Consider the following 26,910-nt stretch of genomic DNA (forward strand, 5'->3'; position numbering starts at 1 on the left):
TCGTCGTGACGTTCCGTCGACTCTGTGGAGACTCCTTGGAGCCTTGGGGCCCTATGAGCCCTCCATGAGCCCGCCGGAGGCCCTGAAACCTCCCTGGAGCTGCGGGGCTCATGGTCCGCCACCCTAGAGGGGCCCGCGTGGCCCGGCGAATCGCGACGCGCCGGGCACCGGACGGACGTGAGATGTACCGCAGTGGCCGCTACCGTGACCGGCCCGGGGTGGGCATGGTCACACCGACGACGTCGCGTCGCCCTCGGCGGCCTTCGCCGCGTCACGCACCGCGCCCGCGACCGCGCCGGCGACCTTGTCGTTGAAGACGGACGGCACGATGTAGTTCGGGTTCAGCTCGTCCTCGGTGACGACGTCCGCGAGGGCGGTCGCCGCGGCGAGCATCATCTCCGTGTTGACCGTACGGGACTGGGCGTCCAGGAGGCCGCGGAAGACGCCGGGGAAGACCAGCACGTTGTTGATCTGGTTGGGGAAGTCCGAGCGGCCCGTGGCCACCACGGCGGCGGTCTCTCGGGCGATCGCCGGGTCGACCTCGGGGTCCGGGTTGGCCAGGGCGAAGACGACCGCGCCGTCCGCCATGGCGGAGACGTCCTTGCCGTCCAGGACGTTCGGGGCGGAGACGCCGATGAAGACGTCGGCGCCGACCACGGCCTCCTTGAGGGTGCCCGTGACGGCCTCGGGGTTGGTGTTGTCCGCGATCCAGCGCAGCGGCGACTCGGGGGCCGCCTCGACCAGGTCCGCGCGGCCCGCGTGGACCACACCGTGGATGTCGGCGACGACCGCGTGCTTGACGCCGGCGGCGATCAGCAGCTTGAGGATGGCCGTACCGGCCGCGCCCGCGCCGGACATGACGACCCGTACGTCACCGATGGACTTGCCGACGACGCGCAGCGCGTTGGTCAGCGCCGCGAGCACCACGATGGCGGTGCCGTGCTGGTCGTCGTGGAAGACGGGGATGTCCAGCGCCTCGCGCAGCCGCGCCTCGATCTCGAAGCAGCGGGGCGCGGAGATGTCCTCCAGGTTGATGCCCGCGAAGCCGGGGGCGATCGCCTTGACGATCGCGACGATCTCGTCGGTGTCCTGGGTGTCCAGGCAGAGCGGCCAGGCGTCGATGCCGGCGAACCGCTTGAACAGGGCCGCCTTGCCCTCCATGACCGGCAGCGCGGCCTTGGGGCCGATGTTGCCCAGCCCGAGCACCGCGGAGCCGTCCGTGACGACCGCCACGGAGTTGCGCTTGATGGTGAGCCTGCGGGCGTCCTCGGGGTTCTCCGCGATCGCCATGCAGACCCGGGCCACACCCGGCGTGTAGATCATCGAGAGATCGTCGCGGTTGCGGATGGGGTGCTTGGACTGCATCTCGATCTTGCCGCCGAGGTGCATCAGGAACGTACGGTCCGAGACCTTGCCGAGGGTGACGCCCTCGATCTCCCGCAGTTCCTCCACGATCTGGTCCGCGTGGCTCGTGGAAGTCGCGGCGATGGTGACATCGATCCGCAGCTTCTCGTGGCCGGAGGCGGTCACGTCCAGGCCGGTCACCGAGCCACCGGAGGACTCCACGGCCGTGGTGAGCTGGGAGACCGCGGTACCGCTCGCGGGCACCTCCAGCCTGACCGTCATCGAGTACGAGACGCTGGGCGCCGTTGCCATGACCGAGTCCTCTTCTTTCCCTAGCCGCATTGCCGCCCCGCGGGAACTCACGTTCCTACGCGACCTTCAGATGGTCGCACCTACCCGCAGGTAACGGGTAAAGACCTTTATCTACGGAACCCGCGTTCGCCCTTTCGGGACATCGTCCCTGGACATCGCGGGGCCGAGGCCGTCGCACGGCGGCGCGAAAGACCTTAACAGTGGTGTCTTCAACAAAAGCAGGCCCCCACCGTTCTCCGGTGAAGGCCTGCTGAAGTGAGTGTGAAAGGTGACACCGACCCGCCATGCTCGCCTCGCGGCAAGTGGTCGCTCGTAGCGACGAAGGTTGGGCCCGGGGGCTTGGATCGGGCCGGTGTCACACCCAGGCTAACAAACCACCCCGGTAAGTGATTCCTTCCTCGCGAGTTGACCGGAAGTCAATGCGTACGGTCAATGCGTACGGTCAACCCCCGGGCGGCCCCGGGCTGTCCCCGTCACTCCCTGAGCAGGTCGGGAACGCCCTCGGCGTCCGGCTCGTCGCGGGCCGCCGAGACCACCGTGAGCTGCTGCGTCGCCCGGGTCAGCGCCACGTACAGGACCCTCAGGCCGGCCGGGGACTCGTCGGCGATCTCCGCGGGCGAGACCACGACCGTCGCGTCGTACTCCAGCCCCTTGGCCTCCAGGCTGCCCAGCGCGACCACCCGGTCCCCCAGCCCGGCCAGCCAGCGCGCCGCCTGCTCGCGCCGGTGCATCGCGACGACGACCCCCACCGTGCCGTCGACCCGGTCCAGCAGGTCCTGGGCCTGCGCCCGTACGACCCGGGCGAGGTCGCCGTCCGACACGACCGCGAAGCGCGGCCGTACGCCCGTGGAGCGCACCGCGCGCGGTGACTCCATGCCGGGCATGGCCAGCGCCAGGACCTTCGACGCCAGCTCGGCGATCTCGGCCGGGTTGCGGTAGTTGACGGTCAGGGTGAAGCGGCGGCGCGGCCGGGTGCCGAGCGCCTCGTCCCTGGCCTCCGCCGCCTCGTCCGGGTCCGACCAGGACGACTGCGCGGCGTCGCCGACGACCGTCCAGGTGGCGTGCCGGCCGCGGCGGCCGACCATCCGCCACTGCATGGGCGTCAGGTCCTGCGCCTCGTCGACGATGACGTGCGCGTACTCCGTGCGCTCCGCCGCCAGCCGTTCCGCGCGCTCCCACTGCGACTCCTCGCGCTGCGGCATCAGCTCCTCCAGACCGGTGAGGTGGTCCAGCGGGTCGAGATCGCGGCGCCTGCGCTTGCGGGGCGGGGCGCCGAGCAGGGTCTCCAGCTCGTCCAGGAGGGCCACGTCGTGCACCGAGAGCGGGCCGGTGCCGTCCGGGCCCAGCCGCTTGAGGGAGCGGGCCAGGCGCCGGGTCTCGCCCGGGTTGAGGACGCGGCGGGACCAGCGGCCGAGCCGGCGCTCCTCGGCCATCGCGGCCAGCACCCCGCGCGGGGTCAGCTCGGGCCACCAGGCGTCGAGGAAGGCGAGGAAGCTGTCCTCCGAGGTGATGTCCTCGTCGAAGGACGAACGCAGTTCGGCCGCCAGTTCGGGGTCGGTGTGGCGGCCGGCGGAGCCGGACTTCGACCAGAGGGCGTCCAGCAGGAGTCTTCGGGCCCTGGGTCTGAGCAGGTTGACGGGCGCGGTGCCGCCGAGCACGGAGTGCCGGATGCGGCGCAGCTCGTCGTCCTCCAGCTCCAGCCGGCGGCCGAAGGCGACGACCCGCAGCAGGTCGGTCCGTACCGCGGGGCCGGGCGTGGCGGCGTCGTCGTCGGCGTCTTCTCGCTCGGGGGACTCGGCGGCCTCGGGGTCACCGAACGCGAGCTGGCCCACCGGACCGCCCGCGCGGGCCCCGCGGGACGGGGCGGGCCCAGTCCCGCCTTCCAGCGCCCCTCTGGCGGCCTTGCGCAGCACCTTCAGCATCCGGGCCGAGCCCTTGACGCGGGCGACGGCCGGTTCGTCGTACGCCGTGGCCTCCGCGCCGTCCACCAGCGAGCCGACCGCGCGGATCGCGACCTGCCCCTCCTCGCCCAGCGACGGCAGCACACCCTCGGTGTACGCGACGAGCAGCGGCGTCGGCGAGACGATCAGGATGCCGCCCGCGTACCGCCGCCGGTCCTGGTAGAGCAGGTAGGCCGCGCGGTGCAGCGCCACGGCGGTCTTGCCGGTGCCGGGGCCGCCGGAGACCTCGGTGACGGAGGCGGCGGGCGCCCGGATCACCAGATCCTGCTCGGCCTGGATGGACGAGACGATGTCCCGCATGGTGTGGCTGCGGGCCTGCCCGAGGGCGGCCATCAGCGCGCCGTCGCCGATCACGGCCAGCGCTTCGCCGCCGAGCGAGGCGGTCAGCTCGGGGCGCATCAGGTCGTCCTCGACCCCGAGGACCTGGCGGCCCTTGGAGCGGATGACCCGGCGCCGTACCACCCGGCCGGGGTCGACCGGCGTGGCGCGGTAGAACGGCGCGGCGGCGGGCGCGCGCCAGTCGATGACCAGCGGCGAGTAGTCGGAGTCGAGCACCCCGATCCGGCCGATGTGCAGGGTCTCGGCGATGGCGGCCGTACGGTCGGGCCCGACGGCGTCGTCGGCGGGCTCGACCGAGGTGTACGCGCCGTCCGGGCCCTTCCGGCCGTCCTTGCCCCGGAGGAGGTCGATCCGGCCGAAGAGGAAGTCCTCGAACTCGTTGTTGAGCCGGTTGAGGTGGATCCCGGCCCGGAAGACCTGGGCGTCCCGCTCGGCGAGAGCTCCCGGCGTACCGACCTGCCCCCGTTTGGCGGCGTCGTTCATCAGGAACTCCGCCTCGTGGATCTTCTCCTCCAGACGGCGGTACACCTGGTCGAGATGGTGCTGTTCGACGCCGATCTCACGGGCGCGTACGGAGTCGTGCCCCGTGTCGCGTCCGGGATCGACGGCGGGTCCAGCGGATTCAACAGCGGCATCCTGCGCGGCCACCGAGGCCCCCTTCATGACGTGCATCGGGCAGCCGTCAACCGTACGCGAAGGGGGCACGTATGTCAGGCGTCGATCTCCAGCAGTCGCTTGCCGTCGTCGGTCCGTACCTCGAAGTGATCGAACTCGCTGTCGGTCATCGACGTACTGCCCTGGATGTAGAGCGGCTTCCTGGCGTCCTCGTTCGAGCTGTCGGGGATGCCGTATCCCCACTTGGGCACGGACCAGGTCGTCACGACCTCCTGCTCACCCGTCTTGGAGACGGCGATCAGGCTGCACTTCAGCGGACCCTTGACGTTCTTCAGCTCCAGGGTCATCAGCGTGCCGTAGAGCTTCTCCTCCATGGCGACGGTCCCGCTGACCCCCGTGACGGGGTCCGTGCCGCCGACCTTGTTGGTGATGTGGCCGAAATCCTGCGCCGCGGTGGAGCGTATGGCAACGTTGTTGCTCCCACTGCCGCTGCCCTGCGTGGCCACCCCGACCGCGACGGGACCGCCGACGATCAGCGCCGCGGCGGCGGCGACGAGGTAGAACCCTCGGCGCTTGCGCTTGGCGCGTTTCGCCGCGACCTCGTCGACCAGCTTGTCGAGAAGCTGGGGACTGGGCCGTACGGAGACGGACGGGGTCGGGAGCTGGGAGAGCGGGACCGGGGGCGGAGCCTGCGGATTGATGGAGGACACCGAGGCCATCGGGCCCGGTGGCCCCATGGAGCCGAACGGGTCCGGGTTGTCCGCCAGCATCGCCAGCATCGGTTCCATCCCGGAGAACTCCTCCAGATGGACCGCGCAGATCCGGCACCCGGCCAGATGCGCCTCGAAGATGGAGGCGTCGACATCGTCCAGAATGCCGAGAACATACGCGCCTACGGTTTCATGCACAGTACTTTCGTCGCCCAGTCCGTACTGCTCGTGCGTGGTCATGCCGAGACCCCCCTCTCCTCCAACGCGAGCTTCATCGAACGCAGTGCGTAGAACACACGGGAACGCACCGTCCCGCTGGGTATGCCGAGCGTCTCCGCCGCCTCATTGACCGTACGCCCCTTGAAGTACGTCTCCACGAGTACTTCCCGGTGGGCTGGGGTCAAATCCTCAAGGGCATCTGAGAGCGTCATAAGCCACAACGCCTTGTCGATCTCGTCCTCCGCGGGCATGACCTCCAGCGGCGACGGATCGACTTCCTGCGGCCGGGCCTGCCGGCTGCGGTGTCCGTCGATGACGATGCGCCGGGCGACCGTCACCAGCCAAGGTCGGACAGAGCCGGTCGCCCTGTTGAGCTGACCGGCGTTCTTCCAGGCACGGATGAGCGTCTCTTGCACGACGTCCTCGGCTCGCTGGCGGTCGCCCGCCACAAGACGCATGACGTAGGCGAGCAGCGGTCCGGCATGTTCCCGGTAGAGGGCTCGCATCAACTCCTCGTCAGGTGCGGGAGTGTTGGTGCGCGGTGTCGCGCTCCGGTGTCGGGCCCGGTGAGGGCGGTCATCGGCCACGGCCGCATCCTTGCGCACCTAAACCTCCCGGTCGAGACCTTCATGGCTGCTTCTCCCTCATCACTACGGACGCGCGACCAGCGGTGCTCAACCGTTCCGAAAAAACTTTCAAGATCTTTTGGGCGCGCTCCCACGCCCTCAGGACCGGTCGCACGCCAATTCGCGCCGGGCACCTGGATTCGTGCAGAACTCGTGGAGGACATGTCCGTGACTGGCAAAGAAGGCTCGCAGAGTTGGCTTGAAATAGCGCAAGAACCTTCTGGAATCGGCCGGAGAGGCACCCTTGTCCGGCCAGCCGGAGTATGCCGAACGGCCGTTCGCACGGCCGCCGGTGCGCTCAGGAGTGCGTTCGGGAAAGCGTTGAGGGCGCGTTGAGGGCCCGTTGAGGGCGCGTTCAGGAGAGCGTGACGGAGGCCGCCCTGCGCCGGTGCCTGGCGACCCGTTCGCGGTTCCCGCAGACCTCGCTGGAGCACCAACGGCGGCGGCGCCCCCGCGAGGTGTCGAGGTAGACGCGCCGGCAGCGGTCGCCCTCGCACCGCCGCAGCCGGGCGCGCGCGTCCTGGTCGGTGAGGAGCTCCACGGCGTCCCTGGCCACGGCGGCGAGCAGCGCGGCGCACTCCGGCTCGGGGATCGGCGCCCGTACGAGGACACCCGCGTCGTTCCGTACGGCCCTGATCCCCGGCGGCGCCCCGGCCGCCAGCGCGTTGACCCGCTCCAGGGCGGCGGGCGCCTGCCGGCCGTCGATCTCGGCGCGCACCAACCGGCCTATACCGTCACGGAGTTCGGTGAAGGAGCGGACCCAGTAGGCGTCGATGCCGGAGAGCAGGGTGCCGGGGGGCAGCAGTCCGGCGCCGAGCAGCCACCGGCCGAGCGGTACGGCGCCGTCGAGCCGTCCCCGTCCTCCCGCGGCCGGTTCCGCGGTGGCCACCAGGTCCAGGCAGACCCGCCCGGAGTCGAACCGCCAGCCGTACGCGCCCGTGCCCGCCGCCGTGTTCGCCGTACGCGCCGTGCCCGCCGTCCCGCCCGCCGCCATGCGCCTGTCACCGCCTCGGACTCGCCGTGGGTGCCGCCCCGGGTGCCGTCCTCCCCAGAGTGCCCGCAAGGCGGCGCGACCGGAACCCCCGCCACCGGCGCTGTCCGAAACGGCGTCAGGGAGCCGTGTTCGGCGGGCCGTTGTGCAGGATGCGCTGGAAGAGATGGTGATCGCGCCACGCGCCGTCGATATGGAGGTAGTCGGGCGCGGTGCCGATCAGTTCGAAGCCGCATTTGCGCAGCACGCGCTGGGACGCGGCGTTGGCGAGAACGGTCCCCGCCTCGACGCGGTGCAGCCCCAGGTCCTCCCCGGCCGCCCGGCAGACCTGCTCGACCAGGCGCGTCGCCAGGCCGCGCCCGGTGTACTCGGCGTCGACCCAGTAGCCGAGGTTCGCGCTGCGGAAGGGTCCGAGCGCGATGTTGGAGAGGGTCGCCTGGCCGACGACGCGGTCCCCGTCCTTGAGGTGCCAGAGCCGTGCGGCCGGGTCGGCGAGCCGGTGGGCCTGGGCCTGCGCGGTGAAGAAGTCGGCGGGACGTATGGGCCCCCAGGGCCGCATGTGGTCACGGTTGCGCAGCAGCGCCTCCGCGACGCGCTCGGCGTCGCCCGGAGTGGCGGGGCTGATGAGGATCGAGGAGTCATGGGCCATCTCCGTACCGTACCGACGCGTGTGCGAACCTCCGGGCGGTTCGCACACGCTCCGAGCCGTTCGCGCGCGGCTCAGTCGTCGGCGTACTCAGACGTCGGCGTACTTGGAGTCGGCCGACGGGTCCAGCGCCAGCCGGTAGCCGCGCTTGACCACGGTGTGGATCAGCTTCGGGGCGCCCAGCGCGGTCCTGAGGCGCGCCATCGCGGTCTCGACGGCGTGTTCGTCGCTGCCCGCGCCGGGCAGCGCACGCAGCAGCTCCGCCCGCGGGACCACCCAGCCGGGCCGCCGGGTCAGCACCTTCAGCAGGGCCATGCCGGCGGGCGGCACCGGCCGCAGCTCGCCGTCGACGAGGACCGCGTGGCCGCGGATCTCCATCCGGTGACCGGCGACCGGCAGCGTACGGGCCCGTCCCGGCAGCTCGGCACAGAGCACCTGGACGAGCGGGCCGAGGCGGAAGCGCTCCGGCTGGACGGTGTCGACCCCCCGCGCCTGGAGCGGCAGCGCGGTGACCGGTCCGACGCACGCCGCCAGCACGTCGTGGTGGAGGGCGTCGAGCAGTCCGGTGAGCCGGCCGCGTTCCTCGGCGCGGGAGAGCAGCGAGGCGGCGGCGGGCGCACTGGTGAAGGTGACGGCGTCCACCGAGCGGGCGACGGTCGCGTCGATCAGCCGGTCGACCGGGGCGAGGTCCTCCGGCGGCATCCAGCGGTAGACGGGGACGACCACCACATCGGCGCCGCCCGCCCGCAGCGCCTCCACGAAGCCCGGCAGGGGTTCGCCGTGGAGCTGGAGGGCGATACGGCGCCCCTCGACGCCCTCGCCGAGGAGCCGGTCCAGGACCTCGGCCATGGATTCGGAGGTGGGCGACCATGCCTCGGTGAGCCCGGCGGCCCGGATGGCGCCCTTCACCTTGGGTCCGCGGGCCAGCAGCTCGACGCCGCGCAGGCAGGAGAGCAGGTCCTCGCCGTGTCCCCAGCCGTCGGCCGCGCCGACCCAGCCGCGGAAGCCGATCGCGGTGGTGGCGACGACCACGTCGGGCACGCGGTCGATCAGCTCCTTCGTGGCCGTGAGCAGCTCCGCGTCGTCGGCGAGCTGCACGATGCGCAGGGCGGGCGCGTGCACGACGGAGCCGCCGCGGCGCTGGAGCAGCGCCCCCAGCTCATCGGCGCGCCGGGCCGCGGTGACCCCGATGGTGAAGCCCGCGAGCGGGCCGTGCTGCTGATCGTCCATACGTCGCCTCCCGCTCTCTCCCGCTCGCGCTCACCCGCGCGCCCGGACTCGGACTCGTCAAGGCGCCCGAGCCTGTCAACCTCGCATGACAGGCCCGGTACGCCACCATTTCGCCGAGGTTACGTACGACTCCGGTCCAGACCTCGGCGTAGCTGAGGTCTAGACCTCGGCGTAGCTGAGCTTGGGCTTGCTCTCGGCCTGTACGGAGCCGACAGGCACCCTTCGAAGGTATACCGCCCAGGTGAGGGCGAAGCAGCAGGCGTAGAAGAGCAGGAACACGACGAACGCCGATGTGCCGGTCCCTGCCGTCTGGAAGGACTGCCGGAAGGCGAGGTTGATCGCGAGCCCGCCGAGCGCGCCGACGGCCCCTATCAGCCCCATGGACGCCCCGGAGAGCCGGCGGCCGTACGCGGCGGCGGCCTCGCCGGACATGCCCTGGTCCAGCGCCTTCGCCTGGAAGATGCCGGGGATCATCTTGTACGTGGAGCCGTTGCCGAGCCCGGTGAGCAGGAACAGTGCGACGAACCCGACGAGGAAGACGGTCAGCGACTCGATCACGGAGGCGAAGACCACGACACCGGTCGCCGCGGCCATGGCGGCGAAGTTCCACAGGGTGATGCGGGCGCCGCCGTACCGGTCGGCGAGCGTGCCGCCGACGGGCCGGATCAGGGAGCCGAGGAGCGGTCCGATGAAGGTGATCGAGGCGGCCTGGAGGGGGGTGCGGCCGAACTGGGTCTGGAGGACGAGCCCGAACGCGAAGCTGTACCCGATGAAGGACCCGAACGTCCCGACGTAGAGGAAGGCCATGATCCAGGTGTGCCGGTCGCGCAGGGCTTCCTTGGCGGCGCCGGTGTCGTTCGTGACGGGCGCGAGGTTGTCCATGAACAGCGCGGCGCAGAGGGCGGCGCCGATGATCAGCGGGATGTAGACGCCGAGCACGATCCGGGGGTGCGCGGCGCCCGCGACGCCGATCACCAGCAGCCCGACGAGCTGCACGACGGGCACGCCGATGTTCCCGCCCCCCGCGTTGAGGCCGAGGGCCCAGCCCTTCTTGCGCAGGGGGAAGAAGGAGTTGATGTTCGTCATGGAGGAGGCGAAGTTCCCGCCGCCGACCCCGGTGAGCGCCGAGACCACCATGAAGGTGGTGTACGAGGTCCCGGGCTCCATGACGACGAACGCGGCGACGGTCGGCAGGAGCAGCATCAGCGCGCTGAAGATCGTCCAGTTCCGTCCGCCGAACCGCGCGACGGCGAAGGTGTAGGGGACCCGCACGATCGAGCCGACCAGGGTGGCGGTCGCGATCAGGAAGAACTTCCCGGCCGGGTCGACGCCGTACTCCGGGCCCATGAAGAGCACCATCACGGACCACAGGGTCCAGATGGAGAAGCCGATGTGCTCGGAGAGGACGGAGAAGAGCAGATTGCGCCGGGCGACCCGCTCCCCCGTCTCCCGCCAGAAGGAGTCGTCCTCCGGATCCCAGTGCTCGATCCAGCGGCCCCCTTTACGTGCTGCGACGGTGGTGATCGGGGCAGTCATCACGCCTCCACTGACGGGTTCGGTAGGTGATTCCCGACCGTAGATACGTCGCGTTTCGCCCCCGTGCCTCAAAATGACCGCCGCGCAACCTTGCCCTCACCCGGGGCGGGGGGCCGCTGTGAGCGGGGTTCCCGCCGCGGCAGTGGCGTTCCCGCCGCGCCGCGCGGCCCGGACAGGGGCCGACGGCAGGCCGGCAGCGGACCGGCAGCGGACCGGCGCCTCCCGCGCGCCGATTATCGTTCCAACTCGGGGCGACTCAGCACGCGTTGGAAGAGCCGGCGCGCCCCCGGACGCGGAGGAGACCGTATGGCGCCCACCAGGACAAGATCCACCGGCCACCCCGACCGGCCGGCCACCCTGGCGCAGGTCGCCCAGCGGGCGGGGGTGTCGCCGCAGACCGTGTCCAACGCGCTCAACGCCCCGGAACTTCTCGCGCCGCCGACCCTGGAGCGGGTCCGCAGGGCGATAGCCGAGCTGGACTACCGGCCGCACCAGGCCGCGCGCGCCCTGCGGACGCGTACCAGCAAGCTGATCGGCTACGGGGTCCACCCCATGACCCACGGGGACTCCGGGCCGGTGATGGACCACTTCCTGCACGCGCTCTCGCGGTCGGCCAACGAGGCCGGGTACCGGGTGCTGCTCTTCACCGCGCCCGCCGGGGCGGAGTACGAACCCGACTGTTACGCCGGGCTGTTGCGGGAGCAGCCGGTCGACGGTTTCGTCCTCACCCACACCTTCCGGGGCGACCGCCGCCCCGACTGGCTGCGCAAGCGCGGTGTCCCCTTCGTCGCCTTCGGCCGCCCCTGGTCGGCGCGGCCCGCCGGGGACTGGGTGGACGTGGACGGGGCCCACGGCACCTCGGCCGCCGTCGACCACCTGGTGGCGCTGGGCCACCGCAGGGTCGCCTTTCTCGGCTGGCCCAGGGGCTCCGGCGTGGGCGACGACCGGGCCGGGGGCTGGCGGGAGGCGATGCGCCGCCACGGGCTCTCCGTGCGCGGGCTGCGGGCGTACGCGGAGAACGACGTGGACGCCGCGCGGGACGCGGTGGCCCCGCTGCTGTCCGCCGGTACGACCGCCGTGGTGGCGGTCAGCGACACCCTCGCCCTCGGCTGCTACCGCGCGCTGCTGGAGGGCGGCCGTACGCCGGGGCGGGACGTCGCCGTCGTCGGGTTCGACGACTCCTCCGCCGCCGCGCTGCTCACCCCGGCGCTGACCAGCCTGCGCCAGCCGCTGCCCGAGGTGGGCCGCGCCTGCACCCGGCTGCTGATCGCCCGGATCAAGGAGCCGCAGGGCGAGCCGGAGCAGGTGCTGCTGCCGCCCTCGCTGGTCGTCCGGGAGAGTTCGGCGTACGCGGGCTGAGGCCGACCCGCCGGGGCCGCCCGCCGGGTCAGCGTTTGTGGCCGCCTCCTGAGGACGACCGAGACGACCGGGACGACCGGCGCCCGCCCCTGCTCCGGGTCTCCCCGTTCGGCCACAGCCTCGGCCGGCGCCGTGCCGCCAGGTCCTCGACCCATCCGACGGCCAGGATCATCAGCCCGATCATCGGCCACACCATGACCAGCGGCAGCACGTTGTACAAGGAGTCCAGCTCCGAGGCGAAGGACTCGGTCCCCGGGATGTTCCAGAGCTGGTCGATGAGCGGGTACGTCATCATGATCAGCAGGTTGTGCCAGAGGTAGATCGTGACGGCACGGTTGTTGGCCAGGGTGATCGTCGAGTCGAACTGCTTGAGCTTGCCCGGCAGTTCACGCCAGGACGGCGAGTACTGGAGCAGGATCATCACGAACCCCAGCGACCAGGTCGCCTGCGCGAGCGGGATCTCGTCCAGGTTCCAGCCCTCGTCGGTGAGATGGCCCGAGGCCCACCACAGGCCGAACGCCATCGTCAGGGCGGCCAGCGAGACCGTCAGATAGCGCGGCACCTTCTGGAACATGCCGTCGTTGTGCGCGAAGCCGAGCACCCAGCAGGCGCCGTACACCGCGAAGTCCGTCAGGGCCAGCCCGAACTCGCCGGGGACCTCGACCAGTCCCGTACCGATGACCGCCGTCAGCGCGACGGGGAAGAGCAGCGTCACCCACGGCGCCCGGCGGAACGCCCGTACCAGCAGCGGCGAGAGCAGGACGAACCACAGGTAGGCGCGGATGTACCAGAGCGGGCCCGCCGAGTCCTGGGCCCACGTCATGTCCAGTACGCCGCTGCCGTCACCGCTCTCGAAGGGGTACGGCGGGGCGCCGATCGGCACGAGGTAGTTGAGCAGCTTGACGACGCCCCACAGCCCCTCCTCCCGCACCGGCTTCCAGCCCATCAGGAACATCACCGGCACGATGACCAGCGCCAGCGCCCACATCGGCGGCAGCAGCCTGCGCAGCCTGCCCCGCAGCACGCTCCACGGGGGCCGCTTCGCCAGCGACCTGGCCATCAGCGAGCCGGCCAGCGCGAACATCACGCCCATGGAGGGGAAGAGGATGGTCAGCCAGGCCCAGCCGAAGATGTGGAAGACCACGACACGGACCAGCGCCACCGCGCGCAACAGGTCGAGGTAGCGGTCCCGGCCGGGCGGGCGGGGTGCCGGTTCGGCCGCCTCGGGGGCCGGGGCCGGGGGCGGTGCGGGAGTCGGCACCGGGGGCGGTGTCAGGGTCGGATTCGGTGTCAGGGTCGGGTGGCCGTACGGGGGCGTCGCCTCCGTACCTCCCGTACCCGCGTCCACGAAGTGGTGGCTCACGCGACCGGCCTCCGCTCCGTGTCCCGCGCCGCGTCCTGCCCGCGCGGGCTCGGGATCGAGCCCGGCGCCTCCACCACGCCGGTACGGCGCAGCTTCTGCCAGCGCAGCCGGCCGCCGGTGAGGGCGGTGATCCAGGACTGGAGCAGCACCACGTACATGAGCTGCCGGTACAGGATCTGCTGGAGGGGCAGTGAGATGAGGTGGGTCATGCGTTCCCCGTCGAGCCGGAAGGCGTACGCGGCGCAGACGGCCTGGACGAGCAGGACGCCCAGCCACGCCCCGATGGTCTTCTGCGTGGGGCCGAAGACCAGGCCGTACACGAGGAAGACGTCGATCAGCGGGGCCAGCAGCGGCGCCAGCACCATGAAGAGGGAGACCAGCGGCAGGCCGACGCGGCCGAAGCGGCCGGAGGGGCCGCGTTCGACGAGGGCGCGGCGGTGCTTCCAGATCGCCTGCATCGTGCCGTAGCTCCAGCGGTAGCGCTGGGACCAGAGCTGCTGGACGGACTCCGGGGCCTCGGTCCAGGCGCGGGCGCGCTCGGCGTAGACGACGCGCCAGCCGTCGCGGTGCATGGCCATGGTGATGTCGGTGTCCTCGGCGAGCGTGTCGTCGCTCATGCCGCCGACGCGGTCCAGCGCCCGGCGGCGGAAGGCGCCGATCGCACCGGGGATGGTGGGCATGCAGCCGAGGACGTCGTACATCCGCCGGTCGAGGTTGAAGCCCATCACGTACTCGATGTGCTGCCAGGCCCCGATCAGGGTGTCGCGGTTGCCGACCTTGGCGTTGCCCGCGACGGCGCCGACCCGCTCGTCACCGAAGGGCTGCACCAGCTCCCGTACGGTGGACGGTTCGAAGACGGTGTCGCCGTCCATCATCACGACGATGTCGTGGCTGGCGTGCGCGATGCCGTTGTTGAGGGCGGCCGGTTTGCCGCCGTTCCGCTGGCGTACGACATGGACGTTGGGGAGCCAGAGCGCCTCGACGATGTCGGCGGTGCCGTCGGTCGAGCCGTCGTCGACGACGATCACCTCGATCGGGTGGTCGCTCGCCATCAGGGAGTTCACCGTATTGGCGATGCACTCGCGTTCGTTGTACGCGGGGACGAGGACGGTGACCGGTTCGGTGACCTCCGGGCCCCAGCGGAAGTCGCGGCGGCGCACCTTGCGGGCGTGCGCGAAGGAGAGCAGCAGCATCAGAGCGAACCGCGAGATGACCAGGAAGCCGATCACGGCGAGCCCGGCGACCAGGACGGCGGTGAGGTTGTCGGAGAGGGCCACGGCGGCGACCCACGCCTTGCCCTTCCACAACTCGACGCCGCCGACCGGGGTGTGGGCGCTGGGCGCGCCGAGCGCCTCGGTGAGGTTGGCGAAGGCGAAGCCGCGCTTCCGCATCTCGGGCAGGTAGCGGCCGAGCGCCTCGACGGTCTGGGAGCGGTCGCCGCCGGAGTCGTGCATCAGGACGATGGAGCCCTGGTGCCCCTTGGGCGTGGCGCCCTTGATGATCGCGTCGACGCCTGGGCGCTTCCAGTCCTCGCTGTCGAGGCTGTCGAGGACGGTGATGTAGCCGCGGGAGCCGATGTACTGGGTGACCGGCCACGACTTGTTGTCCATGGCGTCGGCGAAGGAGGAGTACGGGGGCCGGAAGAGCGAGGAGCGGATCCCGGCGGCGCCCGCGAGCGCGAGCTGGTTCTGGGTCAGCTCCCAGTCGATACGGGACTTGGTCTGGTAGGAGAGGTCGGGGTGGTTGAAGGTGTGCAGCCCGATCTCGTGGCCCTCGTCGACCATGCGCTTGACGAGCGCGGGGTAGCGGGAGGCCATGGTGCCGGTGACGAAGAAGACGCCGTGGGCGTCGTACTTCTTGAGTTCGTCGAGGACCTTGGGTGTCCACTCGGGGTCCGGGCCGTCGTCGAAGGTGAGGACGAGCTTCCGGTCGGGGAGGTCGATCGACCGGGGGGCCTCGGTGCCGCGGGCGTCGATGACGGGGCCGCCTTCGAGGATGTGGCGGGGGACCTCGTCGGTGGCGGCCGGGGGGCGGACACGGTGGTCGGCGAGGATCTCGCTGTGGACGTAGCCGCGGAGCATGAGCATGGCGGCCAGCGCGACGAGGACGAGCGAGGGCAGCAGGTAGCGCATGGGCAGCCTGCGCCGCCGGGATGGCCGCTTGTTCCTGTTCGTCCCGCGCGGCCCGGTGCCGCGGTGGTGGGTGCCGCCGGGCGTGCCCGTGTGCGGCTGGGCCCTGCGCGGCTGGACCCGCCTGCCGGAGGAGGTCATCTACTGTGCACCTTCCGCTGCCAGTTGGCCGCCGTCGTCGACCGACGGGGTTTCGACGGGAGGGCTGGGTTCGGCGGGCGGCGAGCTGACGCCGCCGGCGGTGTCCGTCGGGGTCGGGCCCCCGGCGCCGGCGGAGCCCGCGCCGCTGCTGGTGCCGGTGCCGGTGTCGTCGCTCTCGCCCGGGTCGGGGTCGCCGCGGCCGGGGGTGTCGGAGCCGACGGGGGGCTCCACGGAATTCGACGCGCCCGGGGCTGGATCGCCCGGGACGCCGCTGGTCACGGCCTCGGAGGTACGGGGGACGACGGCGCCGCCGGTGTCCGTCGCCGTGGGCGGGGCGGACGGGTCGGCGCTGGTGGCCACCACGGTCGGGGGGGTCGTGGCGGCCGGCTGTATCTGCACGGTGTCCGGCCCCTTCTTGTCCGCGAGGCCCGGTATCTGGAGCCAGGGGGCGGAGGAGTCGCCGCCGACGAGCGCGGCCACGACGGTGACGGCGTAGCAGGCGCAGGCGATCGCGATGACCCAGCCGGCCCGGCGGAGCTTCTTGCTCCGCCGGCCGCTCTCGTCGACGAAGACGGGGCCTTCGGGCGCTTCGGCCGCGTCGGCGGCGCCGTCCGCGTGGACCCCCGTACCGCTGCGGGAGTCCGGGGCGGATCCGAAGCCGGGGCCTGTGCCTATGCCAGTGCCTGTGCCGCCGCCCGTGCGTATGCCGGTGGTCGTGCCGGTGCCGGTGCCTATGCCGGGCGCTGTCTCGGGACGGGTCCCGGCGGGCAGTTCGGAGAGCTGACGGCCCAGACCGTCCAGCTCCACGGTGACGTCGTTCGGCTCATACATATGCCCGGTTCGGGCATCTTCACGCCACTGTTCCACTGGAGTACGCACATCCCCCACCGCTGACTGATTTAGGTGCATACATACGCTGGCTGATTTTGTCGGTCGGATCCCCATCCGAACCGCACGCCCCTACCACACCGCACCCGGGCAACGAATGTAGCGCACCGGGAGAGTGTGTGGATCCGGTTCACAAGTTGTGATGTATCAATGCAATGTCAGTGGTAAGAGGAGATCGGCAGGGTCCGGATCGAGCCATCCTTCTTCGGCCGCGAGCCCGGCAGCGGCAGCTCGGAGCGCCTCCAGCCCCGGATGACGTAGCTCTTTGCGCCACACCAGCGAAAGCGGCGCCAGAGGTACGGGATCGACGAGCGGACGCAGCACTGTGTCCGGCATCACCGGGAAATCTACGACGGCCAGGACCGGCTGGCGATGCTTGGCCATGACTCGGCGGAACTCCTGCGCGCCGACCGCCATCGGCGCGGGCGCGGCGACCTCGACGGAGCGGCCCGCGAAGAGCCGCCGCGCCAGCCCGGTCCACTCCGCGGTCCCCGGGGTGCCGGCCCCCGCGTACACGCTCTCGCCCGCGAGCGCGTCGAGCGGCACCTCGGGGAGCCGGGCCAGCGGATGGCCGTACGGCAGGAGCACGGCCAGCGGCTCGTACCGTACGAGCTGGTGGGAGAGCGCGTCGCGCAGGACGGGCGCGAGCCCTCCCACATAGCCGAAGGAGGCGTCGAGGCGCCCCGCGAGGAGGTCGGCGGCGGCGCCGGTGAGCCCGCTCAGGAAGCGGGCCATCAGCTCGTGGCGCGGGACGAGCTCGCGGGCGCGCGCCAGCACCCGCCCGGAGACCATGCCCTCGGTGTTGAGGTCCACGAGCAGCGGCGGCACCTCGTCCGCGCACGCGGCCAGCAGCTCGTCCTGGGCCGCCAGCACCCGGCGGGCGTACGGGAGGAGCCGCTCGCCGTCCGCCGTCAGGGTCACCCGGCGCGTCGTCCGGACGAACAGCTCCACGCCCAGCTCCCGTTCCAGCCGCCGCACATCGCGGCTCAGGGCCTGCTGGGCGACGTAGAGCCGGGCGGCGGCGCGGGTGAAGTGCAGCTCTTCGGCGGTGACGGTGAAGGCGCGCAGCAGCCGGGGGTCGATGTCCTGGGGCACACGGCATTGAACAGCCCCCGCACGCCATTGACAACAAAATGGCGTGAACGGCCGCTCATCAGGTGTTGGACCGGATACGGAGCGGGCCGCGAGGGTGAAGCCATGCCGCACCCCCGATCCCCGCGCCTCCGATCCCCGCGCCCCCGGTCCCGTCCGTTCACCGCGCCGCGCCCCGAACCCGTCCGAGGGAACACACCGCTGATGTCGGTGACCGGCTCCACTCTCGTCCTGGCCGCGCGCGAGGAGGCGTACGAAAGCGCACACGACACCGCACGCCGGAGCGCGCGGCGGCGCGTGCATCCGTACGCCCGCCTCTTCGCGCCCCCGGGCGCCCGCGCGTTCACCGCCGGGAACCTCCTCGCGCGCCTCCCGATGGGGATGTTCAGCGTGGCCGCCGTGATCATGATCGCCAGGTCGCGCGGCTCGTACGCCCTGGCCGGCGCCGTCACCGCCACCGGCCTCGCGGCCACAGCCCTGGTCGCCCCCTGGACGGCGCGCCTCGTCGACCGGTACGGACAGGCCCGGATCGCCGTACCCGCCACCGCGATCGCCGTACTCGGCTCACTCGCCCTGCTGCTCTGCGTACGGTACGGAGCCCCCGACTGGACGCTCTTCGCCGCCTACGCCGCGACCGCCACCACCCCCAACACGGGCGGCATGTCCCGGGCCCGCTGGGCGCATCTGCACCGCGGCGACCCGGCGGCCCTGCACACCGCCACCGCCTTCGAACAGGCCGCCGACGAGCTGTGCTTCATGCTGGGCCCGGTACTGGCCGCCTTCCTGTGCACCGCGCTCTTCCCCGAGGCGGGCACCCTGACCGGCGCGGTCCTGCTGCTGACCGGCGTCCTGGTCTTCGCGGCCCAGCGCACGACGGAACCGCCGGCCGCCGGGCGCACGGCGGCGGCCCTGGCCCCGCTGCACTCCCCCGCGCTGACCGGGCTCCTCGCCGTCTTCCTCGCCACGGGCGCGGTCTTCGGCGCCATGGAGGTCGTCACCCTCGCCTTCGCTGACGACCGGGGGCACGGCGCGTGGGCGGGCGCGGTGCTGGCGCTCCAGGCAGCCGGTTCGGGCGCGGCGGGGCTGCTGCTGGGCTCCCTGGCACCGGCCCGCCGCCCGCGCTCCCGGCTGCTCCTCTGTGTCGCCGCGATGGCGGCGCTGCTGACCCTGCCGCTGCTCGCGGCGCGCACGGGTTCGCTGCCACTGCTGGGCGGGGCGCTGCTGCTCGCGGGCGCGGCGACGGCGCCGACGATGGTGACGGGCATGACCCTCGTCCAGCGCCTCACCCCGGAGGCCCGGCTGAACGAGTCCATGACCCTGGCGGTGACCGCGCTGCTCGCCGGGATCGCGGCGGGCGCGGCCACGGGCGGCTGGGCGGCGGAACACACCACCGCGGCCCACGCCTACGCCGTACCGCCGGCGGCGGCGGCGCTCGCGCTGCTCATCGCGGCCTTCGGCGCGCACCGGCCCCGGAAGCGCCGCACGGCCGGAACAGGCGGAACAGGCGGAACAGCACGGTGACGGGGACCGGGCACCACACCGGGTGCGGTCCCCGCCGTCGGAGGTCTACTCCTTGGGAACCTCGGGTCGGTCCAGGATCCGCAGCCAACTGCCGTCCGCCTGCTGACGCGCGACCTGGACCCGGCCGCCCGTGTTGTCGGAGTCGCGGGTGGAGGTGAGGGCGAGGTCGCCGTAGCGCACCGTCGGCAGCGGGTCCTCGACCGGGAACGGGAGCGGCGCGTGTTCGAGCATCCGCTCCCACACCGCGCGGATCGCCTCCCGGCCTACCGTCGAGCCACCCGGCGGATAGGCGAGCACCGCGTCGGGCGCGTACAGCTCGGCCAGTCCTTCGGCGTCACGGGCGTTGGCCCTCTCCACGAACAGTCGAGCCAGTTCCTCAGGCGTCGCGGCGGGTTGACGGGTTTCGGACATGATCAACTCCTATCTCTCTCACCCGCAACCCTCGCCCACCAACAATCAGAAGTCCAAGACCAAGTAAATCTCATTGCTATAATCGCGGCTTATGGAACTTCGGCAGCTCGCATACTTCGTGGCCGTGGTCGAGGAGCAGAATTTCACCCGCGCCGCCGCCAGAATGAATGTGTCCCAGCCCGGCGTCAGCGCTCAGGTACGCCTGCTGGAGCGTGAACTCGGACAGGAGTTGCTGGACCGCTCCGGCCGCTCGGTCCAACTGACGGACGCCGGCACGGCCGTCCTTCCCTACGCGCGGGCCGCGCTCGCGGCGGTGGAAGGCGTCCGGCTCACCGTCGACGAACTGACCGGTCTGCTCCGGGGGCGCGTCGCCATAGGAACCGTGACCTCCCACCAGGTGGATCTGCCCGGACTGCTCGCCGGATTCCACAACGACCACCCGGGGGTCGAGATCTACCTCTGCGAGGAGATGTCCGACCAGCTCATCGAAGGACTGCGTACGGGACGGCTCGACGCGGCGATCATCAGCGTGGGGGACACGGCCCCCGCCGACATCGAGATGCATGTGGTCGACGACCAGGAACTCGTCGCCGTGGTTCCCCACGACCACGAACTCGCGGTGCATCCGGCCATCTCGCTCGACACGCTCCGCGGCCGTGCGCTGATCAGCCTGCCCAGCGGCACCGGGCTGCGCGCCCGGCTCGACGACGCGTGCGCCGGCCTCGGTTTCGTCCCCCAGATCGCGTTCGAGGCCGGTGACCTGAACGTGCTGGCCCAACTCGCGCGCCGCGGGCTGGGGATCGCGATCCTGCCCAGCGCGTTCGCCGCCGCGCGCGCGGCGAGGCTGCGGTCGATCCCGATCGTCCGGCCGACCCTGCGCGGACGCCTGGCGTTCGCCTGGCGCGCCGGCGGCACCACGAGCCCGGCCGGCCGCGCGCTGATCGGCCGGGCCCGCCGCAGACTGCCCGTCGTCGGGAACGGGTCCGCCCGGACCCCCCGCGCCTGAGGAAGTGTCCGTACACACACGGTGCGCACCGGGCACACGGGGCGCACGGGCCTCAGGCGGGGTGGGGGCGGGGCCCGGGCTCAGGACGAAAGCCGCGCCTTGAAGCGGTCGACGCGCGGCCCGCCCATCGACGCGCGCCGCTCGGGCATCTCCAGGGCCGCCATCCAGACCAGACTGGGGAAGGAATAGGTCAGGTTTCCCTTCTCGTCCACCCCACAGGCGCTGAGTACGTTGTGTTCGACGAGATGCTCCAGAATGTCCTCGGCCTCACCGCTGCTCGTCTCCAGCGGGAGCGCGGCGGTGACGGCCGATATCTGACCGGAGGGCAACAGGGCCAGCCAGGCGAGTGCCGACCTCACCTCCTCGGAGAGCTGGCCGAAGCTCCGCTGGATTTTCGAGCGGACGTCCAGATCGGCGATCCGCAGTTCGTCCAGCCGGTTCCGCGCGGGGTCGACCATCCTTCCCACGAGGTGGGATATCGGCCAGTGGGGCTTGGCCGCGAGTCTCGCCGCGGCCACCCGTACCGCCAGCGGAAGCCGGTCGCACAACTCGACCAGCGCTTCCGCGGACACCGGCTCCGCCGAGACCCGGTCGTCGCCGACGATCCGGCTCACCAGCTCGACGGCCTCGGCGCGGTCGAGGGCGCCGACCCGGGTGATCCGGGCTCCCTCCAGGGGGGCCAGACACGACCGGCTCGTCACGATGACCCGTGAGGCGCCGACCCCCGGCAGGAACGGGCGCACCTGCTTCTCGTCCCGCACGTTGTCCAGAAGGACGAGCATCTTCCGGCTGGCGATATGGCTGCGGTACAGCCAGATCCTCTCCATCAGGGAGGAGGGCAGCGCTTCGGAGGGTTCGACCGCCCGGATGAGTTCCCCCAGGACGCCGTATGTCCCGCGCATACGGTTCCCCTCCTTGGTGAAGTCCACGTGCAACTGGCCGTCGGGGAATCTCGCGGCGTTCTCGTGGGCCGCCCGCACGGCCAGCGCGCTCTTCCCCGATCCGACCATTCCGCTGATCACCAGCGGCTGAGGGGGGTTCGCGGGGGAGAGCCGGTCGGCCAGTTCCCGCAGTTCGGCCCTGCGGCCGGTGAAGTCCGCGATGTCCGGCGGGATCCTGGCGGGGATCTCGGCCATGGGTCTCCGCCGTACGGTGTGCAGCCGCACACGCGGCGCGTCGAGCTCCGGATCGCCGTTGAGGATGCCCTGGAAGACGGCGTTCAGCGACGGGCTCGGATAGACGCCGAGATCCTCGGCGAGCACCTTGCGCGCGGCGTAGTAGACGGCCAGGGCCTCCGCCTGCCGGCCGCTGCGGTACAGGGCCTTCATGAGCAGGGAGCGAAGCCGCTCCCTTACGGGGAACTCCTCCACCAGGTCGGTGAGGGCCGTGAGCAGTTCACTGTGGCGTCCGAGCCCCAGATCCGCTTCCGCCTTCTGTTCGAAGACGGTGATTCTCGACTCGTCGAGCCGGGGTAATTCGATATCGGCCAGATGGGCGGTGACGCCGCCGAGAGCGGACCCGCGCCACTGCGCCAGCGCTTCGGACAGGCGGGAGGAGGCTTCCTCGTACCGCTGGTTCAGCAGCGCCGCCCGGCCGGCGGACGACAGGCGCAGGAACTCCGCGTAGTCCAGTTTCCCCGGGTCGACCGGCAGTACGTACCCGGTCGGCCGGCGCACGATACTGACGTCGGGGCCGACCGCCTTGCGCAGCCGGGACACGTAGGTGTGAATCTGTGCCTGTACGGTCGCGGGCGGTGATGACCCCCATAACGCCTCACTGATCTCACTGTTCGAAATGGTTTTTCCATTCGCCAGAAGCAGAGCAGCAAGAATCGACCTCGGCTTACTTCCCCCCAGTGCCACCAAGCGATCCTCGTGTGCAATCTCAACCGGCCCCAGAATACGGAACTCCATATTCCCACCGGCCCCCTTCTTTAATGAGATGACCAATGAAAGAGGTCGCGCAGTCGAGCGGAGCGGGACCCTTTCACCCGAAAGCAGACCGACACGACCCCCCCGAGTCCGCACCGAAGCCCTGATGACAGCGTTGTCGTCGGCGCCGTTTCAACCTAATCATCAAATACCTTCCTCGATCCAGGGGACACACGCGCGGGGCACGGCGCCCAGGATCCGCCCCGGGATCCCCGCGTCGCGCGCCCGCCCGGAATCACGGGGCAGCCTGAGGAAAAGAGGCCTTTTCACATGGCTTTCCACGGCAGCGCATCGTTCCGGTCACCCGACAGATGTCCGGAAACAGTGCCCGGGAGACCCCGTTCGTGTGCCCGCAGTCCTCGGCCGACCGGACCGACCGGTCACGGAGTGTCCACCGTCCGTCTCGCGCCGTACGCACCGGCGGCCCCGGTCACGTCACCGTGCGGCGGCCGGGGCGATGTTGTGGTTGTGGCGGAACAGATTGGCCGGGTCGTGGACGCGCTTGAGTTCGGCGAGCCGCCGAAGATCGTCGGGTGCGTAGACCGCGCTCGTCTGGTCGGGCATGTCCTCGTCGCTGTAGACGAAATTCAGGGAACGCCCGGTGGTCCACGGCCGCACCGCGTCGAAAAGCCGCTGGTGCACAGGCCTGGCGATATCGATGTCGGAGGCCGCCAGTGGGGTCAGGACACGCAGGATGTACCGCGCGTCCCGATTTCCGACCGCGCTGGCGACAGCGGGCGGCCGGGAAAGGGCACCGCCGAGATGACGTAGATCGATGACACACATGGCGGGCGAATCCGGGCCCGCCACTTCGAGCACCGTCTTGACCAGTGTCGAGGAATCCACTTCACCCAGCAGGACATTGTTCCCGTAGTACGCGTGCGGGAACGCCGGGTCGTTGTAAATGGTGCCGCTCGCCGTGTACGGCATTTCCTGCACGCTGTCGATCAGCCGCGGGGCGACCGCGCGCAAAGGGGCCACCAGACGCTCCCCCGAAGCCGCGTCGCCGGTGTAGGCGATCCGGATGTGGGCGACATAGCGGCCCCGGAGAGGCGCCGGAATCATCGGCAGGTCCGGATAGGCCATCAGCGACACGGACGAGGTCAGCTCCTCGGGCACCGTCGTGGTCCACGCCAGGTAGGCGGAGAACACGTCGGGAACCGATTCGGCGGGGAAGAACATCCCGCCGCCGTACAGCCTGCTGACCGGGAAGAGGTCGACCTCCATGCTCGTCACGACACCGAAGTTGTCCCGCCCGCCCCGCAGCGCCCAGAACAGGTCGGGATCGCTGTCGGCCGTGACCTGGCGCAGCGCGCCGTCGGCGGTGACGACCTCGATGCCGCGCACATGGTCGGCGGCGTAGCCGAACTGCCGGGCCAGGATGCCGAGTCCGCCGCCGAGCGTGTAGCCGACCGCGCCCACGTGCGGGGCGGAGCCGTTCAGCGGCGCGAGTCCGTGCGGGGCCGCCTCCGCGATGACCTGCTCCCACCGCACGCCGGCCTCGAACCGGGCGGTGCGGGCCGCCGGATCGATGTGGACACCGTCCATACGGCGGGTGCTGATGAGCAGCCCCTCGCCGTTCGTGGCGGCGGACAGGCCGTGCCCGGTGGCCTGCACGGCGACCGGCAGCCCATGAGCGTCCGCGAAGGTCACCGCCGCGCTCACGTCGGCCGCCCCGGCCGCGCCGACGATCACCGCGGGGCGGTGACGGAAGGCCGTCTGGAACCCGGACCGCTCCTCGTCGTACCCCGGGCGGCCCGGCCGGAACACCGGGCCCTCCGTCCGCTGGGAAAGCTCTTCGAACGCTGCTGCCGGGAGATCACTCATGACGGTGCTTTTCCTTTCGCCGGGCGCGGAACACAGGGGCGTGAAAGCAAGCCCATGTGTGCACAGCCTGGAGCACCCGTCACCAGTAGTCCAAGATCTGATTCGTCTCACTGCTAGCATAATTAGTTATGGAGCTAAGGCAGTTGGAATACTTCATAGCCGTGGCCGAGGAAGCGAGTTTCACCCGGGCCGCTGTCCGGGTGCGGGTGGCCCAGCCCGGTGTGAGCGCGCAGATCCGCCGCCTCGAAAGGGAACTCGGTGAAGAACTGCTGGACCGCTCCGGCCGCGTGGTCCGGCTGACCGAGGTGGGCGCTGCGGTGCTTCCGTACGCGAGGGCCGCGCTGGCGGCGGTCGTGGACACCCGTCTCGCCGCCGACGAACTCACCGGGCTCGTCCGCGGGCAGGTCGCACTGGGCGTGGTGCCCTCCTGCGGGGCCATCGACCTGCCCGCCCTGCTCGCCGGTTTCCACCAGGGCCACCCCTCGGTGGAGATCACCCTCTCGGAGGCCAACTCCGAGGAACTCGTCGCATCGCTGCGGGCGGGCCGGCTCGACGCGGCGATCATCGGCATCGCGGCCACCTCGCCACCGGACGTCCGGACCCAGGTCATCGCCGACGAAGCCCTCGTCGGCGTCGTGTGCCACGGTGATCCCCTCGCCGGCCGGGCGGAGATCACCCTGGACGACCTCCGGGACCGTACGCTGATCAGCCTCCCGCGCGGCACCGGCCTGCGCACGAGTCTCGACGAGGCGTGCTCCGCCGCCGGCTTCACCCCGCGCATCGGCCTGGAGGCCGGAAACCCCAACACCCTGGCGGAACTGGCCGGCGGGGGCCTGGGGCTGGCGATCCTGCCCGAACCCCTCGCGCGGGCCCACTCGGAGCGGCTGTGGGTGCTGCCCTTCGCCCGTTCCGTGCTCCGCGGGCGGCTCGCCCTCGGCTGGCGCGGCGGCGAACCGGTCGGCCCGGCGGCCCGGGCGTTCCTCGGCCACGCCCGGCTGGCCCTGACCGAAGGGCCCGCCGGACGGGTGGAGTTCGCGGGGGACGCGCCGGGTGGTGGGGCGGCGGCCCCGGTCACCCGGTGCTGACGACGCGGTGCCACTCCAGCACCCGGCGCTGCGGTCGGCCGACCAGCGCGTCGCCGTACAGCGTGAGCCGGTCGCCGTCCAGGGTCAGGTCCCTGATCTGGTCGGTGCCGATCCACTCGGGGTTCGGGGCCACCGTCAGGGTGTGGACGACCTGGTCCCCGAACCTCCGCCAGGTCCCCGCGTAGCTCATGTAGCCCGGCGTTGGCCGCTCCGCCGGACCGTCGCCGGTCTCCCGGTGCTCCACCGTGCGCATCATGTGCACCGACACAAATCCGTCGGCCGCGTAGAAGAGCAGCCCCGCCGGGTCCGGACCCAACGGGCCCTCCCGGGTGGCCCCCTCCCCGTCGATGTCGTGGAACGAGACCAGCCGCCACACCCCGGCCAGGTCGCGCACCGCCAGGTCCTCCGTCATCCGTCCTCCGGCCATGGCGTCAGGCCGCCGGTGTGGCGGGGAGGTCCACCCGCCCGGTGGATCCGCCGAGCACCGGCTCCAGGGCGAGCGCGTTCACCTCGTGGGGTGCGCCGAGCGGTACGGCGCTCACCGCGTCCAGCCGGGCCACCTGCTCCTCGGTGAGGGTGGTTTCCAGGGCCTGGAGGTAGTCGGCGAGCTGAGCGGCGTTCCGCGGCCCGATGACGGGGACGAACCCGGTGCCGGCCCGCCGGGCGCGGGCGCGCACCCAGGCGACGGCGATCCTCGCGGGAGGTTCCCCGGTCTCCTTCGCGACGGCCAGCACCTCGTCGAGGGTCGCCTCCCGCTGATCGGCGTCCCCGCCGCGGATCACGCGTTTGCCCTCGCTGGTCCAGCCGTCGGTGCCCCGCCGGTACAGCCCGGTGAGCAGCCCGCCGCCCAGCGGAGACCACAGGGCCGCGCCGAGGCCGAGGCTGTCGGCCATGGGCAGCAGCTCCCGGTCGGGGGTGCGCTGCGCGAGGCTGTACTCGCTCTGGATGCCGGTGACCGGCGCCCAGCCGCGCGCCTCGGCGATGGCGGCGGCCCGGGAGACCCGCCAGGCGGGGAAGTTGGAGAGCCCCGCGTAGAGGATCTTCCCGGCGCGGACGAGGTCGTCGAAGGCCGCCAGGATCTCCTCGACGGGGGTGACCGTGTCGGGGAAGTGCGCCCAGTACAGGTCGATGTAGTCGGTGCCCAGGCGTTTCAGGCTGGCCTCGACGGAACGGACCATGTTCTTGCGGCTGTTGCCCGTGCCGGAGACATGGGGCCGCGGTGAGGAGCCGTTGGTGAACTTGGTGGACAGGACGAAGTGGTCGCGGTCGGCGGCGACGAACTCCCCCACCAGTTCCTCGGACTCGCCGAACTGGTAGCAGTCGGCGGTGTCGATGAACGTGCCGCCCGCCTCGGCGAACCGCTCGAACACCGTACGGGACGCGTCCCGGTCGGCGCCCGGTCCGCGTCTGCCCCACAGCAGGTCGGAGCCCGGCCCGTCGCTCCTCGCGCGGGTCCCGAAGTTGCCCGTACCGAGGGCGTACTCCGACACCCGCAGGCCGGTGCCGCGGCCGAAGGTGGTGTAGCGCATGGCGACTCCCGTCAGTGCTGTGTGTGTCCTCGGGCCCTGTGTCCTTGGGCCCTGTGTCCTTGCGCCCTGTGTCCTTGGGCCCTGTGTGTCCCAGGGCCC

General features: G+C 71.5%; 21 protein-coding genes. 4 read left to right on the top strand and 17 right to left on the bottom strand.

Translation table 11 applies throughout. The annotated features are described in order from the left end of the window. Positions 1 to 228: 228 nt before the first annotated feature. The 8 genes from ACIBJC_RS35150 to ACIBJC_RS35185 all read right to left on the bottom strand — a co-directional run bounded on the left by ACIBJC_RS35150 (position 229) and on the right by ACIBJC_RS35185 (position 10,529). Complete coding sequence (locus ACIBJC_RS35150; protein ID WP_399299666.1) at positions 229 to 1,656, bottom strand: NAD-dependent malic enzyme; 1,428 nt, start codon at positions 1,654 to 1,656, stop codon at positions 229 to 231. Positions 1,657 to 2,129: 473 nt separating this feature from the next. Continuing rightward, the gene (locus ACIBJC_RS35155; protein WP_399299669.1) at positions 2,130 to 4,604 is read right to left on the bottom strand and encodes a HelD family protein; all 2,475 of its coding nucleotides are present in this window, start codon (positions 4,602 to 4,604) and stop codon (positions 2,130 to 2,132) included. Positions 4,605 to 4,666: 62 nt separating this feature from the next. Then, positions 4,667 to 5,479, bottom strand: coding sequence for an anti-sigma factor family protein (locus tag ACIBJC_RS35160; RefSeq protein WP_399299672.1), 813 nt, complete (start codon positions 5,477 to 5,479; stop codon positions 4,667 to 4,669). A gap of 38 nt (positions 5,480 to 5,517) precedes the next feature. Beyond that, positions 5,518 to 6,105, bottom strand: coding sequence for a sigma-70 family RNA polymerase sigma factor (locus ACIBJC_RS35165; RefSeq protein WP_114624088.1), 588 nt, complete (start codon positions 6,103 to 6,105; stop codon positions 5,518 to 5,520). Between the two features lie 376 nt (positions 6,106 to 6,481). After that, positions 6,482 to 7,120, bottom strand: a complete 639-nt coding sequence (locus ACIBJC_RS35170) for a CGNR zinc finger domain-containing protein (RefSeq protein WP_399299675.1) — start codon at positions 7,118 to 7,120, stop codon at positions 6,482 to 6,484. Positions 7,121 to 7,235: 115 nt separating this feature from the next. Continuing rightward, complete coding sequence (locus ACIBJC_RS35175) at positions 7,236 to 7,766, bottom strand: GNAT family N-acetyltransferase (protein WP_399299678.1); 531 nt, start codon at positions 7,764 to 7,766, stop codon at positions 7,236 to 7,238. A gap of 87 nt (positions 7,767 to 7,853) precedes the next feature. Then, positions 7,854 to 8,993: a uroporphyrinogen-III synthase gene (locus ACIBJC_RS35180; RefSeq protein ID WP_399299680.1), complete on the bottom strand. Its 1,140-nt coding sequence runs from the start codon at positions 8,991 to 8,993 to the stop codon at positions 7,854 to 7,856. Between the two features lie 159 nt (positions 8,994 to 9,152). After that, a complete protein-coding gene (locus ACIBJC_RS35185; RefSeq protein ID WP_399299683.1) occupies positions 9,153 to 10,529 on the bottom strand; it encodes a nitrate/nitrite transporter in 1,377 nt (458 codons plus the stop codon). A gap of 306 nt (positions 10,530 to 10,835) precedes the next feature. Here ACIBJC_RS35185 and ACIBJC_RS35190 point away from each other — a divergent pair, with 306 nt between their 5' ends. Beyond that, on the top strand, positions 10,836 to 11,888 hold the full coding sequence (locus ACIBJC_RS35190; protein WP_399299686.1) for a LacI family DNA-binding transcriptional regulator: 1,053 nt from the start codon (positions 10,836 to 10,838) through the stop codon (positions 11,886 to 11,888). 28 nt (positions 11,889 to 11,916) lie between these two features. On the opposite strand, the gene ACIBJC_RS35195 is transcribed toward ACIBJC_RS35190, so the two are convergent. From ACIBJC_RS35195 to ACIBJC_RS35210, 4 genes are all read right to left on the bottom strand, one after another. Next, positions 11,917 to 13,251, bottom strand: a complete 1,335-nt coding sequence (locus ACIBJC_RS35195) for an acyltransferase (RefSeq protein ID WP_399299689.1) — start codon at positions 13,249 to 13,251, stop codon at positions 11,917 to 11,919. Continuing rightward, positions 13,248 to 15,383 carry a bifunctional polysaccharide deacetylase/glycosyltransferase family 2 protein gene (locus ACIBJC_RS35200; RefSeq protein WP_399299876.1) on the bottom strand — a complete coding sequence of 712 codons (2,136 nt, stop codon included), beginning with the start codon at positions 15,381 to 15,383 and terminating at the stop codon, positions 13,248 to 13,250. The genes ACIBJC_RS35195 and ACIBJC_RS35200 overlap by 4 nt, the downstream gene beginning before the upstream one ends. Before the next feature lie 138 nt (positions 15,384 to 15,521). After that, positions 15,522 to 16,352 (bottom strand): hypothetical protein, encoded by an 831-nt coding sequence (locus ACIBJC_RS35205; protein WP_399299692.1) that lies wholly within the window; start codon positions 16,350 to 16,352, stop codon positions 15,522 to 15,524. A 204-nt stretch (positions 16,353 to 16,556) separates the two neighbouring features. Further along, positions 16,557 to 17,504 carry a LysR family transcriptional regulator gene (locus ACIBJC_RS35210; protein WP_399299694.1) on the bottom strand — a complete coding sequence of 316 codons (948 nt, stop codon included), beginning with the start codon at positions 17,502 to 17,504 and terminating at the stop codon, positions 16,557 to 16,559. A gap of 102 nt (positions 17,505 to 17,606) precedes the next feature. On the opposite strand from ACIBJC_RS35210, the gene ACIBJC_RS35215 reads away from it, so the two are divergent. Beyond that, positions 17,607 to 19,022, top strand: a complete 1,416-nt coding sequence (locus ACIBJC_RS35215) for an MFS transporter (protein WP_399299697.1) — start codon at positions 17,607 to 17,609, stop codon at positions 19,020 to 19,022. Positions 19,023 to 19,067: 45 nt separating this feature from the next. On the opposite strand, the gene ACIBJC_RS35220 is transcribed toward ACIBJC_RS35215, so the two are convergent. Continuing rightward, a complete protein-coding gene (locus tag ACIBJC_RS35220) occupies positions 19,068 to 19,433 on the bottom strand; it encodes a YybH family protein (RefSeq protein ID WP_399299699.1) in 366 nt (121 codons plus the stop codon). 91 nt (positions 19,434 to 19,524) lie between these two features. Here ACIBJC_RS35220 and ACIBJC_RS35225 point away from each other — a divergent pair, with 91 nt between their 5' ends. Next, positions 19,525 to 20,439: a LysR family transcriptional regulator gene (locus tag ACIBJC_RS35225; RefSeq protein ID WP_399299702.1), complete on the top strand. Its 915-nt coding sequence runs from the start codon at positions 19,525 to 19,527 to the stop codon at positions 20,437 to 20,439. Positions 20,440 to 20,519: 80 nt separating this feature from the next. Here ACIBJC_RS35225 and ACIBJC_RS35230 read toward each other — a convergent pair whose 3' ends face one another. Continuing rightward, a complete protein-coding gene (locus ACIBJC_RS35230) occupies positions 20,520 to 22,352 on the bottom strand; it encodes a BTAD domain-containing putative transcriptional regulator (RefSeq protein ID WP_399299705.1) in 1,833 nt (610 codons plus the stop codon). 453 nt (positions 22,353 to 22,805) lie between these two features. Further along, positions 22,806 to 24,197, bottom strand: coding sequence for an FAD-binding oxidoreductase (locus ACIBJC_RS35235; RefSeq protein ID WP_399299708.1), 1,392 nt, complete (start codon positions 24,195 to 24,197; stop codon positions 22,806 to 22,808). Between the two features lie 128 nt (positions 24,198 to 24,325). On the opposite strand from ACIBJC_RS35235, the gene ACIBJC_RS35240 reads away from it, so the two are divergent. Beyond that, positions 24,326 to 25,282 carry a LysR family transcriptional regulator gene (locus ACIBJC_RS35240; protein WP_399299711.1) on the top strand — a complete coding sequence of 319 codons (957 nt, stop codon included), beginning with the start codon at positions 24,326 to 24,328 and terminating at the stop codon, positions 25,280 to 25,282. On the opposite strand, the gene ACIBJC_RS35245 is transcribed toward ACIBJC_RS35240, so the two are convergent. Together ACIBJC_RS35245 and ACIBJC_RS35250 are read right to left on the bottom strand one after the other, a co-directional pair. Next, positions 25,269 to 25,694 (bottom strand): lipocalin-like domain-containing protein, encoded by a 426-nt coding sequence (locus tag ACIBJC_RS35245; RefSeq protein ID WP_399299714.1) that lies wholly within the window; start codon positions 25,692 to 25,694, stop codon positions 25,269 to 25,271. The two genes, ACIBJC_RS35240 and ACIBJC_RS35245, sit on opposite strands and share 14 nt — an antisense overlap. A gap of 19 nt (positions 25,695 to 25,713) precedes the next feature. Next, on the bottom strand, positions 25,714 to 26,811 hold the full coding sequence (locus ACIBJC_RS35250; protein WP_399299717.1) for an aldo/keto reductase: 1,098 nt from the start codon (positions 26,809 to 26,811) through the stop codon (positions 25,714 to 25,716). Positions 26,812 to 26,910: the final 99 nt, after the last annotated feature.

Origin of the sequence: Streptomyces sp. NPDC050509 (genome assembly GCF_044457965.1) — a bacterium.
Classification (GTDB): Bacteria; Actinomycetota; Actinomycetes; order Streptomycetales; family Streptomycetaceae; genus Streptomyces.